Source organism: Microbacterium wangchenii (assembly GCF_004564355.1).
In the GTDB taxonomy this organism is placed as follows: Bacteria; Actinomycetota; Actinomycetes; order Actinomycetales; family Microbacteriaceae; genus Microbacterium; species Microbacterium wangchenii.
On sequence record NZ_CP038266.1, the window covers coordinates 2753150 to 2768553 of the forward strand.

At 70.3% G+C, this 15404-nt stretch carries 17 protein-coding genes and 1 tRNA gene; 8 read left to right on the forward strand and 10 right to left on the reverse strand.

The window, feature by feature from the left end:
- Positions 1-3: 3 nt before the first annotated feature.
- Both E4K62_RS13330 and E4K62_RS13335 read right to left on the reverse strand, forming a co-directional pair.
- Complete coding sequence (locus tag E4K62_RS13330; RefSeq protein WP_135068210.1) at positions 4-888, reverse strand: aminodeoxychorismate lyase; 885 nt, start codon at positions 886-888, stop codon at positions 4-6.
- A 175-nt stretch (positions 889-1063) separates the two neighbouring features.
- Positions 1064-1702, reverse strand: a complete 639-nt coding sequence (locus tag E4K62_RS13335) for a DNA-directed RNA polymerase subunit beta (protein WP_135068212.1) — start codon at positions 1700-1702, stop codon at positions 1064-1066.
- A gap of 75 nt (positions 1703-1777) precedes the next feature.
- On the opposite strand from E4K62_RS13335, the gene E4K62_RS13340 reads away from it, so the two are divergent.
- Positions 1778-1850: transfer RNA gene (locus E4K62_RS13340), tRNA-Lys, on the forward strand.
- Positions 1851-1888: 38 nt separating this feature from the next.
- Here E4K62_RS13340 and E4K62_RS13345 read toward each other — a convergent pair.
- The 3 genes from E4K62_RS13345 to E4K62_RS13355 form a co-directional block, all read right to left on the reverse strand.
- A complete protein-coding gene (locus E4K62_RS13345; protein ID WP_187270406.1) occupies positions 1889-2395 on the reverse strand; it encodes a 2'-5' RNA ligase family protein in 507 nt (168 codons plus the stop codon).
- 150 nt (positions 2396-2545) lie between these two features.
- Positions 2546-2878, reverse strand: a complete 333-nt coding sequence (locus E4K62_RS13350) for a nuclear transport factor 2 family protein (protein WP_135068216.1) — start codon at positions 2876-2878, stop codon at positions 2546-2548.
- A gap of 77 nt (positions 2879-2955) precedes the next feature.
- Positions 2956-3372 carry an OsmC family protein gene (locus E4K62_RS13355; RefSeq protein ID WP_135068218.1) on the reverse strand — a complete coding sequence of 139 codons (417 nt, stop codon included), beginning with the start codon at positions 3370-3372 and terminating at the stop codon, positions 2956-2958.
- Positions 3373-3423: 51 nt separating this feature from the next.
- Here E4K62_RS13355 and E4K62_RS13360 point away from each other — a divergent pair, with 51 nt between their 5' ends.
- From E4K62_RS13360 to E4K62_RS13370, 3 genes are read left to right on the forward strand one after another with little or no spacing between them, the layout of a single operon-like run.
- Positions 3424-4224: a methionine ABC transporter ATP-binding protein gene (locus tag E4K62_RS13360; RefSeq protein WP_240742697.1), complete on the forward strand. Its 801-nt coding sequence runs from the start codon at positions 3424-3426 to the stop codon at positions 4222-4224.
- A complete protein-coding gene (locus E4K62_RS13365; protein WP_240742698.1) occupies positions 4221-4892 on the forward strand; it encodes a methionine ABC transporter permease in 672 nt (223 codons plus the stop codon). The genes E4K62_RS13360 and E4K62_RS13365 overlap by 4 nt, the downstream gene beginning before the upstream one ends.
- 42 nt (positions 4893-4934) lie before the next feature.
- Positions 4935-5750: a MetQ/NlpA family ABC transporter substrate-binding protein gene (locus tag E4K62_RS13370; RefSeq protein WP_135068220.1), complete on the forward strand. Its 816-nt coding sequence runs from the start codon at positions 4935-4937 to the stop codon at positions 5748-5750.
- Positions 5751-5827: 77 nt separating this feature from the next.
- Here E4K62_RS13370 and bla read toward each other — a convergent pair whose 3' ends face one another.
- A complete protein-coding gene (gene bla, locus E4K62_RS13375; RefSeq protein WP_135071370.1) occupies positions 5828-6802 on the reverse strand; it encodes a class A beta-lactamase in 975 nt (324 codons plus the stop codon).
- A 254-nt stretch (positions 6803-7056) separates the two neighbouring features.
- Here bla and E4K62_RS13380 point away from each other — a divergent pair, with 254 nt between their 5' ends.
- Positions 7057-7860: an MOSC domain-containing protein gene (locus tag E4K62_RS13380; protein WP_135068222.1), complete on the forward strand. Its 804-nt coding sequence runs from the start codon at positions 7057-7059 to the stop codon at positions 7858-7860.
- 24 nt (positions 7861-7884) lie between these two features.
- On the opposite strand, the gene E4K62_RS13385 is transcribed toward E4K62_RS13380, so the two are convergent.
- The gene (locus E4K62_RS13385) at positions 7885-8775 is read right to left on the reverse strand and encodes a hypothetical protein (RefSeq protein WP_135068224.1); all 891 of its coding nucleotides are present in this window, start codon (positions 8773-8775) and stop codon (positions 7885-7887) included.
- Between the two features lie 103 nt (positions 8776-8878).
- Here E4K62_RS13385 and E4K62_RS13390 point away from each other — a divergent pair, with 103 nt between their 5' ends.
- From E4K62_RS13390 to E4K62_RS13400, 3 genes are read left to right on the forward strand one after another with little or no spacing between them, the layout of a single operon-like run.
- On the forward strand, positions 8879-9844 hold the full coding sequence (locus tag E4K62_RS13390; RefSeq protein ID WP_135068226.1) for a TIGR03885 family FMN-dependent LLM class oxidoreductase: 966 nt from the start codon (positions 8879-8881) through the stop codon (positions 9842-9844).
- Entirely contained in the window at positions 9841-11505 is a 1665-nt protein-coding gene (locus E4K62_RS13395; RefSeq protein WP_135068228.1) for an alpha-amylase family protein, read from the forward strand. The genes E4K62_RS13390 and E4K62_RS13395 overlap by 4 nt, the downstream gene beginning before the upstream one ends.
- Before the next feature lie 56 nt (positions 11506-11561).
- Positions 11562-11957, forward strand: coding sequence for a four-helix bundle copper-binding protein (locus E4K62_RS13400; RefSeq protein WP_135068230.1), 396 nt, complete (start codon positions 11562-11564; stop codon positions 11955-11957).
- Between the two features lie 61 nt (positions 11958-12018).
- On the opposite strand, the gene E4K62_RS13405 is transcribed toward E4K62_RS13400, so the two are convergent.
- The 3 genes from E4K62_RS13405 to E4K62_RS13415 form a co-directional block, all read right to left on the reverse strand.
- On the reverse strand, positions 12019-12597 hold the full coding sequence (locus E4K62_RS13405) for an isochorismatase family protein (protein ID WP_135068232.1): 579 nt from the start codon (positions 12595-12597) through the stop codon (positions 12019-12021).
- Positions 12598-12659: 62 nt separating this feature from the next.
- Positions 12660-14954, reverse strand: a complete 2295-nt coding sequence (locus tag E4K62_RS13410) for an MMPL family transporter (protein ID WP_135068234.1) — start codon at positions 14952-14954, stop codon at positions 12660-12662.
- A gap of 48 nt (positions 14955-15002) precedes the next feature.
- The gene (locus tag E4K62_RS13415) at positions 15003-15395 is read right to left on the reverse strand and encodes a hypothetical protein (protein WP_135068236.1); all 393 of its coding nucleotides are present in this window, start codon (positions 15393-15395) and stop codon (positions 15003-15005) included.
- Between the last annotated feature and the right edge of the window lie 9 nt (positions 15396-15404).

Consider the following 15404-nt stretch of genomic DNA (forward strand, 5'->3'; position numbering starts at 1 on the left):
CCGTCAGTCGCGCGGGGACAGCAGGTAGCGGTTGAGGGATGCGGTGAACTCGGCGTCGATCGGAAGCTCGCGGTCGTCGATCGCCGAGACCGGCGCGGCCAGGCGCACGCTGGACACCAGCCACGCGGCATCCGCCTCGGCCAGGGCCGTCACGGGGAGCTCCTCGTAAGCGGTCGCGAAACCGCGCTCGGCGAGGTGATCGAACAGGCTCACCTGCGTGGTGCCGTGGAGGATGCCCGAGCCCGGCTCGGGCGTGACGAAGCGATCGCCGAAGCGCAGCAGCACGGAGGAGGTCGGCCCCTCCAGGACGAGCCCGTCGCTCGTGACGAACAGCGCGTCGTCGGCGCCGCGGCGCTTGGCCTCCCGGATCGCGGCCATGTTCACCGCGTACGACAGCGTCTTGGCCCCGAGGAGCAGCCACGGCGCGCGGGCGGGGGCGCCGCTGTCCATGCCGCGGTCGAGGGTCACGACACGGATGCCGTGCTCCCGGGCGCGCGTGTTGTCGGGCGCCGGCGCGAGCGTCACCCACGCCGTCGGGGTCGGCCCGTGCTCCACGCCGCGGCTGAGGATGAGCTTGATGACGCTCTCCCCCGGCTCCGCCGCATCCGCCACCCGGGCGATGGCCTGACGCCACTGCTCGAGGTGCGGCGCGGGCAGGTCGCACAGGCGGGCGGAGTGGGCGAGCCGCTCGAGGTGGGCGTTCGTCTCCTGCGGGTGACCGTCCACGACGCCGATGGATTCGAAGATGCCGTCGCCGCGCTGCGTGGACAGCTCCCCCACGCTCAGCGCAGGGGCGGCCGGATCGATCTCGGTCAGGGTGTCGGCGAAGTCGGTGCGCGCGTCATCCGCGGCCGCCGGGTCGATCACGAGTGCGTAGCGCCATGCCATGCCCCGAGCCTACGGGCGCCGAACCCTGCCGGAACGGGAATACCCGCCGCGTCGACCCGTTAGACTCTGATAGCCGGGCCGCAGTAACCCCGGGCTCCATCTTTTGCCGCCGAGAGCGGCCTCGCGCCGAGAGGCGTTCTGCGGCCCGGCACTTTTTTGCCCGCGGGCGGATGCGTCAGGCCAGCGACTCGCGGCGCCACAGCGTCGCGCACGTCGACAGGTCGCCGGCATAGGTCGAGAGCCGCAGGGCGCGCGTGGTCAGAGCCGACGCACGATCGGACTCGGTGTGCTCGTAGTCGTCGGCGAGATGTGTCGCCCCCGATGCCTGCACGCGGCAGAACGCCGCCGCGCGATCCAGCGCCACCGCGAAGTCGCCGTCGAACACTCCGCGCAGGATCGCGTCGATGAGCGTGACGAGCTCCTCCGGGCTCGCCGGCGTCGGTGCGCCCGCCACGACCGGATCCGCCGACGCGATCTCCCCGCGGCCGCGTTCGTACAGGAGGGCGGCGGTCTGCGGGTCGTCGTGGATCATCAGCTGCAGCAGGTACAGCCGCCACAGGGCGCCCGGCAGTGTGCGGGCGGGCGAGCGCGACCACAGCTCCGCGATGTCGTCGATGCCGTTCTCGTCTGTGAACGAGACGAGCCTCTCGACCACATCCGCCGACGGGTCTTCGCGGACTCGCGAGAGCAGCGCCTGCGCGGTGCTGTGCGCGACGCGCGACACCTCCGCGGGGTCGTCCGCAGCGAAGATCCGGTCGAACAGTTCCGCCGGTCGCCGCACCGGCTTGTGGAAGTCCCGGGGCGAATCAGTCATCGATCCAGGCTACCCGCGGGTTCAAGGGCGGCGCCCGCCGTGCGGGGCCGCCGGGGCCAGTAGGCTGGATGTCGAGGGCCTCTAGCTCAGTCGGTAGAGCATCGGACTTTTAATCCGCGGGTCGTGGGTTCGAGCCCCACGGGGCCCACCGCATCCCGTTCATGTCAGAGCGTCCCCGTCGGCCGCCTAGCCGATGGGGGTGACTTCGGCGCGCGCGGCGTCCCAGCGACGAAGCGCCACGCCCTCGCCACTGCGCTGCGGGCCCAGGGTTCTCAGCGCCGACTCCACGGCGTCCAGCCGCAGGCGACGTGCGAGGGTGACATGCGGCGTCCATTCTCCGGGCCGGGTGTGGCGCGCGTCCGGCCCCGGCGGTGCAGCCGCATGCACCGACAGATGCAGCTCGAGCAGCTCCGACGTCGGCTCGACACGTCGCGCGAGCACGCCCCGGTCCCCGTGCCGGAAGACGATCGGCTCACCGAGCACGACCGGCACCGGCAGGCGACTCACCGCCTCGTCGAATTCCACCGGCTCGAGCGCGGGCCTCACGAGAAGCGTCACGTGCGGGCGATTGCTCGGCGACGGGTTCCGCCCCGCGCTCGACAGGCCCGCGGCGGCGAGGGCCTGCCAATCCGCGCGCACGGCCGCCTCCGATGCCGGATCCAGCAGCAGCTCGATGCTGACGATGTCGCGCATACCTTCCAGCATCCCCCGACGCCGCGGTCCGGGCTGCGAGGAGCCGTCGAACGCGTTCCCCGATGCGCAACGCTTCACCGGAGCCGGTCACCTCCCCCGCGCCGCCCCTGTCTCTGCCTGGGATGCCACCGCCCGATAGCGGACGCCGCCTCAGGAGATGTCGACGTCGGCGATCAGCCCGTCGTGGACGTGGAACCGCATCGGCCCCGTGCCGTTATAGCCGTTCCCGGTCACGGCGAGGGTCACGACGTACGTGTCCGGGTCGTCACCGGCGGCGACGTCGACCACCTCGAAGTGGGCCTGGACGCCGATGTTGTCGGTGCTGTTCCACGAGCGGATGCCTTCGTGTCCGCGGAACTCACGACCCCAGTCGTTCAGACGGGCGTCGGCAGCGAAGGCGGCGACGAACCGCTCCGTGTCGGCGGCGTTGGTCGCGTCGACGAACGTGCGGATGGCGTCGGGCAGTGCGGTCGGATCGGTCATGGCGCCCCTCGTCGTGCGGTTTGTCCTGCACGCGTCAGGAAAGCGCACACCGGCCCAGCTGTCCAGGGGATGACGGGTCAGCCTGCGCGGTACTCCTCCGGGTGCACGTGGACGGTGGATGCTGCCGCCAGCAGCTTCGACACCGGGCAGCGCGCGTGGGCGGCAGTCAAGATCTCCGCGGTCTCCTCGATCGAGGCGCCCTCCGCCGAGAGGTACGCGTCCACGTGGAACTCGTACCCGGAGCCCGCGGCGGCGGGATGCAGCTCCACCTCCACGCGCACCACCGTGCGCCGCTCCCCCGCGACCACCGCCTGCGCCGTCGCGTTCAGGCACGTCACCCACGCCAGGGCGAGCAACTGCTCCGGGTTGGATGCGGTGGCGTCGAAGTCCCGCGCGAGCGGTGAGGACACCGGCACCTCGAGTCCGCCGATCACGCTGCTGACGCCGTCCCCACCATCGCGGTTGACGGCGGCCGTCCGGTACCTCGCACTCACAGGGGAAGTATAGTTGGACGCGATACAGAAACTTCTCCGGAGTATCCGGACGTGAAAGGACGACGCGACGCGATGGTCTCTACCGGCACCGCGATCGTGGAGTTCCAAGACGTCACCAAGCGCCACGACGCAGACCCCGGCACACGCGCGGCGCTGGACGGCATCAGCCTCAGCATCCGTCAAGGCGAGATCTTCGGGGTGATCGGCGAGAGTGGCGCCGGCAAGACCACGCTCCTCGAACTCATCAACGGGCTCACCGCTCCGACCTCCGGCTCCCTCACGGTGCAGGGCGTGGACGTCACCCGACTGGGCCGCCGTGGGTTGCGCCGACTGCGGCAGCGCATCGGCGTCGTGTTCCAGGGCATCCATCTCCTCAGCAACCGCACGGTGCGGGCCAATGTCGCCCTCCCCCTGCACCTGGCACGGCGAACCGACGGGGCGGTACTCAGCCGCGCCGAAGAGCGCAGCGCCGTCGACGAGATCCTCGCCTTCGTGGGGCTGTCGCACCGGGCCGACTTCTTCCCGGCACAGCTCAGCGGCGGCGAGCGCCAGCGCGTCGGCCTCGCCCGAGGCCTGGTCGCGCGGCCCGCGGTCCTGCTGTGCGACGAGCCGACGTCGTCGCTGGATGCCTCGACCACGTCGGAGATCCTGCGGGTGCTCTCGGATGCCCGCGACAAGCTCGGCACCACCGTGGTCGTCATCACGCACGACCTCGACGTCGTCAAGGCGATCTGCGACCGCGCAGCGCTGCTGGAGCGGGGCCGGCTGCGCGAGCTGATCCCCGTGGTCAAGAGCGACTACCGCAGCCTGCCGACGTACTACGAGCAGGTCAAGCGGGAGCTGATGCCGTGAACGCGGTGACCGAACTGCTCTCCGAGTACGGCGGCGACATGCTGGAGGCCCTGGGCGAGACCGGGTACATGCTGCTGGTCTCGCTCCTGGCCGCCGTCCTGATCGGGTTGCCGCTGGGGATGGTGGTCTTCCTCACCCAGCGCGGCGGCATCGCGGAGAACCGGGCGGTGTGGTCGGTCGCGAACATGTACATCAACATCGTCCGCTCCTTCCCCTTCCTGCTCCTGGTGGTCTTCCTCATCCCCTTCACCCGCTTCGTGATCGGCACGAGCTTCGGCACGCAGGCCGCGACCCTGCCGCTGTGCTTCGTGGCGGTGGCCATATACGCGCGCCTGGTGGAGCAGATCCTCCGCGAGATCCCGCCGGGCATCTCGCGCGTCGCGGTGGCGATGGGCGCCACGGTGCCACGGGCGGTGTTCCGCGTGCTGCTGCCCGAGGCGCGATCAGGGCTGGTCTACGCCCTGACCTCCGCCGCGATCAGCCTGCTGTCCTACTCCACCGTCCTCGGCGTCGTCGGCGGCGGCGGGATCGGCGACTTCGCGATGCGCTACGGCTACCAGGAGTACAACGACGGCCTCATGTATCTCACGATCGTTCTCATCATCACGTGCGTGCTCGCCATCCAGGCCCTCGGCCATCGCACCTCCGTGCGGCTGGATCATCGCTGATCCCCCTCCCGCCACCGAGCCACCCCAGGAAAGAAGGAACACATGAGATCGTCTCGAGTCAGCATCGTCGCATCCGCACTGGGAGCGGTGCTGGTCCTCGCCGGCTGCGCGTCCGGCGGCGAGGATGCGGCGGGCGATGACGCCGCTCCGCTCACGCTCCAGGTCGCCGCGGTCACGTCGCCGATGACCGACGTGGTCGAAGCGGCCGCGGACGCCATCGAGGACGGGTACGAGATCGAGCTCGTCGAGGTCTCCGACTACGTCACGGCCAACACGATCCTCAACGACGGAGACGTGTACGCGAACTTCTCGCAGCACGTGCCGTACATGGAAGCATTCAACGCCGGCAATGACGGGACGCTCGTGGGCGTGCAGCCGGTGTACAACTTCGTCATCGCGTTCTACTCCAAGACGCTCACCGATATCGCCGAGCTGCCCGCCGGCGCCACGGTGGCGATCCCGGATGACCCGTCGAACACCGGGCGGGCGCTCAAGCTGCTGGCCGAGGAGGGCATCATCACGCTGGATGCCGCGGTCGACCCGTACGAGGCGACCGTGACCGACATCGTGGACAACCCGCACGAGCTGGAGTTCCTGCAGGTGCCGATCAACTCGCTCAACGCCGCGTACGACGAGGCCGACCTCGTCTTCCAGTGGCCCTCCCACATCGCCGCTCTCGGACTCACCCCGCAGGACGACGGCCTCCTCACCGAGCTCGACGACACCTTCGCGCTCAACCTCGTCGTCCGCGAGGAGGACGAAGGCTCGGATGCGACGGCCGCGCTGACGAAGGCGTTCACGAGCGACGCCGTCCGCGACGTGATCGAGTCCAACGCCACGATCGAGGTCGCCTTCTGAGGTCTGTGCACGGGTGAACGGATGACGACGTGGGGGTCGCGTGGGCCGTGACCGGCGGCGCCTCCCCGGGCGCGTGACTACCCGAGCGCTGCCAAGGCGAGCGCTGCGGCACGAGCGACGAGCGAATCGGCGGGGGCGGCCTCCTTCGATTCGCTCGTCGTCATCACGGCGATGAAGATCGGGCCGGCTCCTGGAGGCCACACGACGGCGAGGTCATTGCGCGTGCCGTAGCCGCCCGTTCCCGACTTGTCTGCCACCAGCCAATCCGGTGGGGCGCCGGAGCGGATGAGCGTATCGCCTGTGGCGTTGCCACTCATCCACTCGATGAGAAGCGTCGCACGGCCATCGGGGAGGAGATCCTCGGCGATGACGCTTCGCAGTGATCGGGCAAGGGCGCGGGGTGTGCTCGTATCGCGATCGTCTCCGGGAGTCGCGGAGTTGAGGTCGGTTTCGAATCGTGCCGGCATTGTGGTGTGATCGCCCATCTCCCTGAGGGCGATCTCGAATCCTGCCGGGCCGCCGAGCTCTTCGAGGAGCAGGTTGGCGGCCGTATTGTCGCTGTCGCGCAGCGCGGCTTCACAGAGGCGCCGGATCGTCAGGCCGGTACCGGCGTGCTGCTGCGTCACCGGGGACTGGAACACCAACTCCTCCTCGGAGAAGACCACGACGCGTTCCAGATCGGGGATCTTCCGGAGCACCGCGGCGACGAGGAGCGCTTTGATGGCCGAGGCGTACGCGAAGCGTTCGTCTTCCCGGTACGCCACGAATCCCCCCGACGCGACGTCCACGGCGAACACCCCGAGGCGTCCACCATGAGCGGCCTCCAGCGCTGCCAATTCCAACGTCAGATCGACCGGATCGGGTTGCTCGGCCGACCCCTCGGCGGGACGCGGCGAGCTCGGCGCGTCGACGGGCGGGCTCTTCTCCACCGCGGGCATGGACGAGCAGCTCAGCAGGAGGTTCGGCACGAGCAGGATCAGGATGATCAAGTGATGCCAGCGGGGTCCGCCGGACAGAACGCGGCGCGCCTGCCGCCTCGAGCGCGCATGCATGTGGTTCACGTGGCGCTTCGCCCGCCCTCCGTTCGGCGCCGGAGCGCCGCGATCCACCTGGATCTGGCCGACCCAGACCAGCGATTGACTGACACTTTCACCGCACGTGACATGCACGGCGAAGCAAGGAATCCGACAAGGCTACTGGCAGGGCACGCCGCCGGGATAGGCGGATGCCGACTCGGCGAAGCGCGTTCGGGATCCGCTTCGCGCGCGATCCGCGGGGTTCCGGGTCGCAGTTGAGAGGATGAGGCGTGCCCACCGTCGCCGCCCTCTACCGCTACCCGGTGAAAGGCTTCACGCCCGAGCGGCGGGACGAGCTCGTCGTGCAGGCCGATGGCCGCGTCGCCGGTGACCGCGTGCTCGCCTTCCGCTTCGCCGCCGCATCCGAACCCGAGATGCGGGACGGCCGGGAGTACTGGCCGAAGGATCGCGGGCTCGCGCTCATGGAGTTCCCCTCCCTGGCGCGACTGCGGTTGGCGTTCGACCACGTCGGGTTGCGCGTGCGGCTGTCGGTCGGTGAACGTGTGGTGGCCGACGCGGGACTCGACCCGGCGGGGCGCCGCGAACTCGAGGAGGCGATCACGTCTTTCCTCGCTGAAACGCCCGATGGCCGGCGCCTGGCCGGCGACGGCGTCCTGCCCCTGCGCCTCGTCGGCGACGGGGTCACGTCAAGGTTCCAGGACCGTCCGGCCGGGTTCGTCTCCCTGCACGGGGCGGCGTCGGTCGAGGCGGTGGACGCGACGGTGCCGGCGCCGGTGGATGACCGCCGGTTCCGCTCCAACATCGTGATCGGCGGCACGACCCCGTGGGAGGAGCTCGGCTGGGCCGGGCGGGTGCGGATCGGCGAGGTGTGGTTCGAGGTGCAGCGGCCCATCGGACGCTGCGCGGCGATCATGGCCAACCCCGACACCGGCGAGCGCGACGCGCGCCTCCTCCGCATCCTCACGACGCAGTTCGCGCAGGACGAGGCCATCCTCGGCGTTCTGCTGCTCCCTCTCGAGGGCGGCGGTACCGTGCGCGTCGGTGATGCGGTCACCCTCGACAGCACGCGGTGAGCCGCCACGTCCGGGCTTCGCGGTCTAGGACCGGGTGCGTCGCCGCATGACGACGATGAGGACGGCCACGCCGGCCACGACCACGAGACCGACTCCGGCGCCCACCAGCACGGGCGTCACCGACAGACCGGCCGACGACTCCTGCGCGTCCGCCGCCGGAGCGTCCGTGGGCGCCGCGCTCGGCGGCTCGGGCACGATCACGGTGGTCGTCGCCGGCTCCCGCCACTCGAACCGGCACGTCCGGCTCGCCCAGTGTCCGTCCGGCCACGTGTGGATGCGGCAGAGCTCATCCAGGTCAGCGGAGGGCTCGTACGAGAACCCGTAGGACATGGCGAACAGCTCATGCTCGCCGGGCCCGATCACGTCGATGGGGATCCGTACGGTCGCGATCCCGGTGTCCTCGTCGCGCACCGACGGGGTGCGCTCCCACGCCCATTCCCAGTCTTTCTCATACTCGTAGGCGCACGCCTCGTTGATCTCCTTCCAGGTGTCGGGGGCGAGTTGCCAGCCCTCGCCGGAGACGCCCGACAGCGCATGGAACTCCTCGTAAGACGACGTTCCCGCGGCGATCTCCCGAATGCGGGACAGCTGGCACTGGCGGCTCTCGGTGATCGTGTCGACGGCGCCGGCGGCGGCGAAATGCGCCTTCACCTCATCCACCGACGCCCACGTGCCCTCCGAACGCTCCCAGGTGGCGACGTACGCGGGGATGCCGTCGCTCCACTGGATCTGCACCTCCCAATACACGGTGCCCGGATCGAAATCGTCGTCGCTCTCGGTGGCGGTGTGCAACTCCACCTCGCCCTCCGTGAGAAACTCCGCCGGCGGCGGGGCGGGGGCGGCCACCGCCGATGTCGGAACGGCAAGCGCGGTGGCGACGATGATCCCTGCGGTGATCAGGTGGGGTGCCCTCATGGCACTCAGTATCACAGGGGGCCAGCCGCATATGCCGAATATCGCACACAAGCGCTCGGGGCAACTCGTTCACAAAGGGCGGATCGCCCGCAAGACTCGGACTATGGTCTTCCTCGGATTCCACGCCTCGCATGAACAGATTCCACCCAGCCGCCTCCTCGACGACGTCGTGGCGGCCGAAGCCGCCGGGTTCGACGGCGCGATGTGCTCCGACCATGTCGCCCCGTGGGGTGTGCGGCAAGGCGAGTCGGGCTTCGCGCTGAGCTGGCTCGGTGCCGCCCTGGCGCGTACCGCCTTCTCCATCGGATTCGTCAACGCACCCGGTCAGCGCTACCACCCCGTCGTGGTCGCCCAGGCCTACGCGACGCTGGAGGAGATGTTCCCCGGCCGCTTCTGGGCCGCCCTCGGCAGCGGCGAAGCGATGAACGAGCATGTCACCGGTGAGCCGTGGCCGCCCAAGCACGAACGCAACGAGCGGCTCGCCGAGAGCGTCTCGGTCATCCGGCGGCTGCTGAACGGCGACATGGTCGATCACGACGGCCTCGTGCGCGTCCACGAGGCGCGCCTGTGGACCCTCCCGGAGACGCCTCCTCCCCTGTTCGCGACGGCCGTGAGCCCTGAGACGGCCGGGTGGGCCGCATCCTGGGCCGACGGGCTGGCCACGGTCCTGCAGCCGCCCGACGCCCTGCACGACGTCGTGTCGGCGTACCGGTCGGCCGGCGGCGCCGGTCCCTGCATCCTGCAGGTGCACCTGAGCTGGGCCGAGACGGATGCCGAGGCCCTCGCCATCGCGCGCGACCAATGGAGCAACGGGGTCGTCGGACCGCCGGAGGCGTGGAACATCGAACAGCCCGAGCAGTTCGACGCCGTCGCCGGCCAGCCGGAGGACCACGAGCTGCGGGAGGCGCTGTTCATCTCCCCCGACCTCGACGAGCTGGCCGAGCGGATCGCGGAGCACGCGCGGATCGGCTTCGACCGCGTGTACCTGCACCACGTCGGCAAGGACCAGGCGCCGTTCCTGCAGGCGGCGCGGAAACGGCTGCTGCCGCGACTGAGGGAGCTGCTGTGAGGATCACCGACACGAGCGATCTGTGGTGGAAATCCGCGGTCATCTACTGCCTCGACGTCGAGACCTTCCGGGACTCCGACGGCGACGGGGTGGGCGACCTGCAGGGGCTCGCCTCTCGCATCGACTACCTCTCGCAGCTCGGGGTCACGTGCGTGTGGCTCATGCCGTTCTATCCGACCCCCGACCGCGACGACGGATACGACGTCACCGACTTCTACGGCGTCGACCCGCGCCTGGGCACCCACGGCGATCTGGTCGAGGTCATCCGCACCGCTCGCGACCGCGGCATGCGCGTCATCGTCGATCTGGTCGTGAACCACACCTCCGACCGGCATCCGTGGTTCCAGGCCGCCAAGCGCAGCACGTCCTCGCCCTACCGCGACTACTACGTGTGGCGCTCCGATCCGCCCCCGAAGGGCGAGAAGAACCCCGTGTTCCCGGGTGAGGCCGACGGGTTGTGGGAGAAGGACGAGAAGTCGGGCGAGTGGTACCTGCACAGCTTCTACCCGCACCAGCCGGACCTCAACATCGCCAACCCCGCCGTGCGGGACGAGATCGCCAAGGCGATCGGATTCTGGCTCCAGTTGGGCATCACCGGCTTCCGCGTGGACGCGGTGCCGTTCTTCCTCGAAGTGCCCGCGGGCGAGCAGATGGGTGACCCGCACGACATGCTCCGCGACATCCGCCGGTTCCTGCAGCGTCGCTCGAGCGAAGCGGTCCTGCTCGGGGAGGTGAACCTGCCGTACGACCAGCAGGCCGCCTACTTCGGAACCGACGACGGGCAAGAGCTCACGATGCAGTTCGACTTCGCGGGGATGCAGGCGTTCTACCTCTCGCTCGTGCGCGGTGACCCCGCTCCGCTGGCGGCTGCCCTGTCGTCCCGGCCCGCGCTGCCTGTGGAAGCGCAGTGGGCGAACTTCCTCCGCAACCACGACGAGCTCACCCTCGACCAGCTCACCGACGACGAGCGCCAGGAGGTGTTCGACGCGCTCGCGCCCGACGAGAGCCAGCAGGTGTACGGACGGGGCATCACCAAGCGCCTGCCGACGATGCTCGACGGCGATCCGCGCCGCATCCGCATGGCGTACAGCCTGCTGTTCACCCTGCCCGGCACGCCCGTGCTGTTCTACGGCGAGGAGATCGGAATGGGCGAGAACGCCGAGCTCGACAAGCGTCACGCCGTGCGCACGCCGATGCAGTGGTCACCGGATCGCAACGGCGGGTTCTCCACCGCCCCGCCGTCGCGTCTGGTCGCGGCGCCGCCCGGCGACGGGTACGCGCCGGCCCACGTGAACGTCGCCGACCAGCTGGAGGACTCCGACTCTCTCCTGCACTTCTTCCGCAACCTGACGAGCCGCTACCGTATCTCCCCCGAACTGGGATGGGGCGAGTTCGAGGTGCTGGAGCACGAGGTCCCCGGCATCCTCGTGCACTCCCTGCGTGCCGACGTCGGGCGAATGGTCGCGATCCACAACTTCACGGGCACCCCCGCCACGCTCGCGTTCGCGCTGCCGGACGAGCCGGAGGACACGGTCCTGGTCGACCTGTTGGCCGCCGACCGCCTGCCGCTCGGAGCCCGCGGCGCGGTCGAGCTGGAGGTCGCAGCGTACGGCTACCGCTGGCTGCGGGTGTCGCGACCCGGGGACGGCCGGGTCACCTGACCCGCCTGTCCGCACGAAGGCCCGGAGAGTCCGGGCGCACCAGGAAGGAGAGAGAGATGACCGTCATCGAGGAGATGCGCCGCACACACCCCGCCGCGGGGACGTCGGATGCGCTCGCGCGCTGCATCCAAGCCTGTCTGGAGTGCGCGCAGGCGTGCACGGCGTGCGCCGACGCGTGCCTGGCCGAGGAGATGGTGGCCGAGCTGCGCACGTGCATCCGCCGGAACGCCGACTGCGCCGACGTGTGCGACACCACAGCCCGGGTCCTGACCCGCTTGACGGGCGAGAACGCCGCGACGCTGCGCGCCGTGCTCGAAGCCTGCCGCGTGGCGTGCGCGCAATGCGCGGAGGAGTGCGAGCAGCACGCCGACATGCACGAGCACTGCCGCGTGTGCGCGGAGGCGTGCCGTCGCTGCGAACAGGCCTGCGCCGAGGCCCTGGCCGCGCTCTGACCCCGCACGGGCGGCCCGGCTGCCCCGGTGACGGCCCGCCCGCTGGGCTTCCCCGGGTGGGTCAGACCCCGGAGTCGGCCAATTCTCCGCCCGCCGCGGCGATCTCCGCGAGCGCTGCCGCGCTGGAGTCGGGGTGGACCCCGGCGACGAGGTCGGTGAAGACGCGGACGGAGCGCCCGGCGGCCAGGGCGTCCAGCGCCGAGGCGCGCACACAGTAGTCGGTCGCGATGCCGGCGACGTCGATGTCGCGGATGCCGCGTTCATCGAGCAGCTCGGCGGCGGTGCGACCGTCGGAGTCCACGCCTTCGAACAGCGAGTAGGCCGGCTCTCCCTGCCCCTTGCGCACATGGTGGGTGACGGCGCTGGTGTCCAGGAGCTCGTCGTACTCCGCCCCGGGCGTACCGGCGACGCAGTGCACGGGCCACGAGTCGACGAAGTCGGGCTGGTCGGAGAAGTGCCCGCCGTTGTCGTTGTCCCCGTCGTGCCAGTCGCGGGAGGCCACCACGAGGTCGTAGTCGCCCGCGTGCGCGGCGAGGAATCGCGACAGGCGCTCGGCCACCGCATCCCCGCCGTCGACGCCCAGGGCGCCGCCTTCGGTGAAGTCGTTCTGCACGTCGACGAGGAACAGCGCCTTGCTCATGTCAGAAGCGTACCGAGGCCGGACGCGCTCTCGCCCGTCCGGCCTCGGTCAGTCCGGTCTGGTCACCGACGGCGCAGCGAGCGCCGTGTCGCCGGTTTCGCACCCGCCGAGTCGGAATCGGGCCCGGACGGGGCTCCCGAAGCGCCCACGGCGACCGGCTCACGCGTCTCCGGACCCTCGCGCCACAGGCGCTTGGACGGCCACCAGATGGCGCGGCCGATGTCGATGCCCAGAGCCGGCACGAGCAGCGAGCGCACGACGAACGTGTCCAGCAGGACGCCGAACGCCACGATGAACGCGATCTGCGCGAGGAACAGGATCGGGATCACGCCCAGGGCGGCGAACGTCGCCGCCAGCACCAGGCCGGCGGAGGTGATCACCCCGCCCGTGGACACCAGCCCTCGGCGGATGCCGGAGCGTGTCCCGTGCTCCAGCGCTTCCTCCCGCACGCGGGACATCAGGAAGATGTTGTAGTCGATGCCCAGAGCGACGAGGAAGACGAATCCGTACAGCGGAACCGCGGGATCGGCGCCGGGGAAATCGAACACGTAGTTGAACACCAGGGCGCTGACACCCAGCGCCGTGCCGAAGGACAGCACGGTGCTCAGGATCAGCAGCACCGGCGCCAGGATGGCGCGCAGCAGCAGCATCAGGATGATGAGGACCACCACGAGGATCACCGGGATGATCACGGTGCGGTCGCGGATCGAGGTGTCGTTGGTGTCGACGTCGATCGCGGTCTCTCCGCCCACGAGCACGACGCCCTCCCCGAACTCGCTGTCGAAGCCGGCGCGCAGGTCGCGGATGGTCTGCTCCGCGGCATCCGAATCGGCCGCATCCGACAGCGTCACGGCGAACAGCAGCTCGCCGTCCGACACCGTCGGCTCGGGGGCGGGGGTGCCGGGCGGGCCGAAGGCCGTCACCGCGAGCTCGCCGTCCTCCAGGGCGACGGGCGCCTGTCCGGTGGGCGAGTCCTCGACGACGAGCGAGACGCTGTCGACGCCGTCGGCGTCTTCCAGCTCCGCCAGGGCGTCGGGCGCGTCGCCCTCGCCTACGAGCACGTAGGTCGGGCTGCCCGACCCCGCTGCGAAGTGGTCGGCGAGCACGGTCTGGCCGTCACGGGATTCCGAGTAGCCCAGGACGAAGTCGCTGGCGGGCACACCCTCGGCCTTCAGCTGCGTCACCCCGACGCATCCGGCCAGGAGCACCACCGTGCTGAGAATCCACACCGGCCGGGCGTGGCGGCTGACGAAGCGTGCCAGCCGCGCCCACAGCCCGCGGACGGGCTGGGACAGGTCGTCGGAGATCTGCGCCACCGGCTCCTTCGGGATGAAGGGCCAGAACGCGGCCCGGCCGACGGCGGCCAGGAGCGCGGGAAGGAAGGTCAGCGCCGACAGCATGGCGAAGGCGATGCCGATGGAGGCGATCGGGCCGAGCGCGCGGTTGCTGGCGAGGTCGGACAGCAGCAGGCACAGCAGTCCCGCGATCACCGTCCCGCCGGAGGCCAGGATCGGCTCCCACGATCCGCGCCACGCCCGGACCACCGCATCCCATCTCCCCCGCCCGTCGGCGACGGCTTCCCGGAAGCGGGTGACGTACAACAGGGCGTAGTCGGTCGCCGCACCGATCACGAGGATGAACAGGATCCCCTGCACTTGGCCGTTGAGGACGAAGATCTCCGCCTTGGCCAGCCACCACACCACCAGCAGGGCCACGCACAGCGCGAAGACGGAGGTCATCAGCACGAGGATCGGCAGCAGTGGCGAGCGGTAGACGATCACCAGGATGACGAACACGGCGGCCAGGGCGACGATCAGCAGCAGCCCGTCGATTCCGAGGAAGCCCTCGGCGAGGTCGGCGGTGAACCCCGCAGGACCGGTCACCCACCCCTCGAGCCCCTCGGGAAGGTCGTCCGAGACCACCTGACGAAGCTCGACGACGGTCTCGCGCACCTCGCCCTCGCTGTCGATGGGAACGAAGACCTGCGCCGCCACGCCGTCCTCGCTCACGATCGGCGGGGAGATCTCGTCCTGCACGCCCTCGACGGCCGCCAGGTCGTCGGCGAGGGTCTGCAGGTCGGCCAGTTGGTCTTCGGTCAGCTCGCCGTCGCCCTCCACGACCACCACGGCGGGGATGCTGCCCTCGCCGAGGAAGTCGGCGAGGCGCTCGTTGACCTGCGTCGCGTCGGCGGACTCGGGCAGGAACGACGACTGGTCGTTGGTCGCGACCTCTTCCACCTTGCCGAAGTACGGGCCTCCGATGGCCGCACCGGCGAGCCACAGCAGGATGAGCACCGCGGGGAGGAAGACACGGAGCCAGCGAGGGGGCCGGAGGGAGGTGCGAGGCGACGCAGACATATCGCTAGCTTATCTAGCAAAGTGGTGACGCGCCATTCGGCCCGGGTCTCAGCGGACGAACAGCATGACGCCCGAGATGATCAGGCACACCGCACCCACGGCCAGCAGCACCGCGGCCAGGAGCAGGAGCCCCCGCACCGCGCCCGAATGCCGGGCGGCCCGCACCCGGTTGCGCGAGCCCCGCCGGGCGAAGACCTCCGCCGTGTCACGGCCGCCCAGTTCGCGCCACTGCGCCGCTGAGATGGGGGCCGAGTTCACGGCATCCTCCTCGTCGAACCAGCGCAGGACGATCTCATCGCCCTCGTGCTCGACGAAGGCGCGCACGGGCACCCACGTGCCGTCCACCAGATGAACCACGAGAGCCAGGAGGGCGACGAGTGCGCCCATACCGAGACCGATCCAGCTGAGGATCTCGACGATCGCCTCGATCGCGTTCGTCATGGGCCCTCC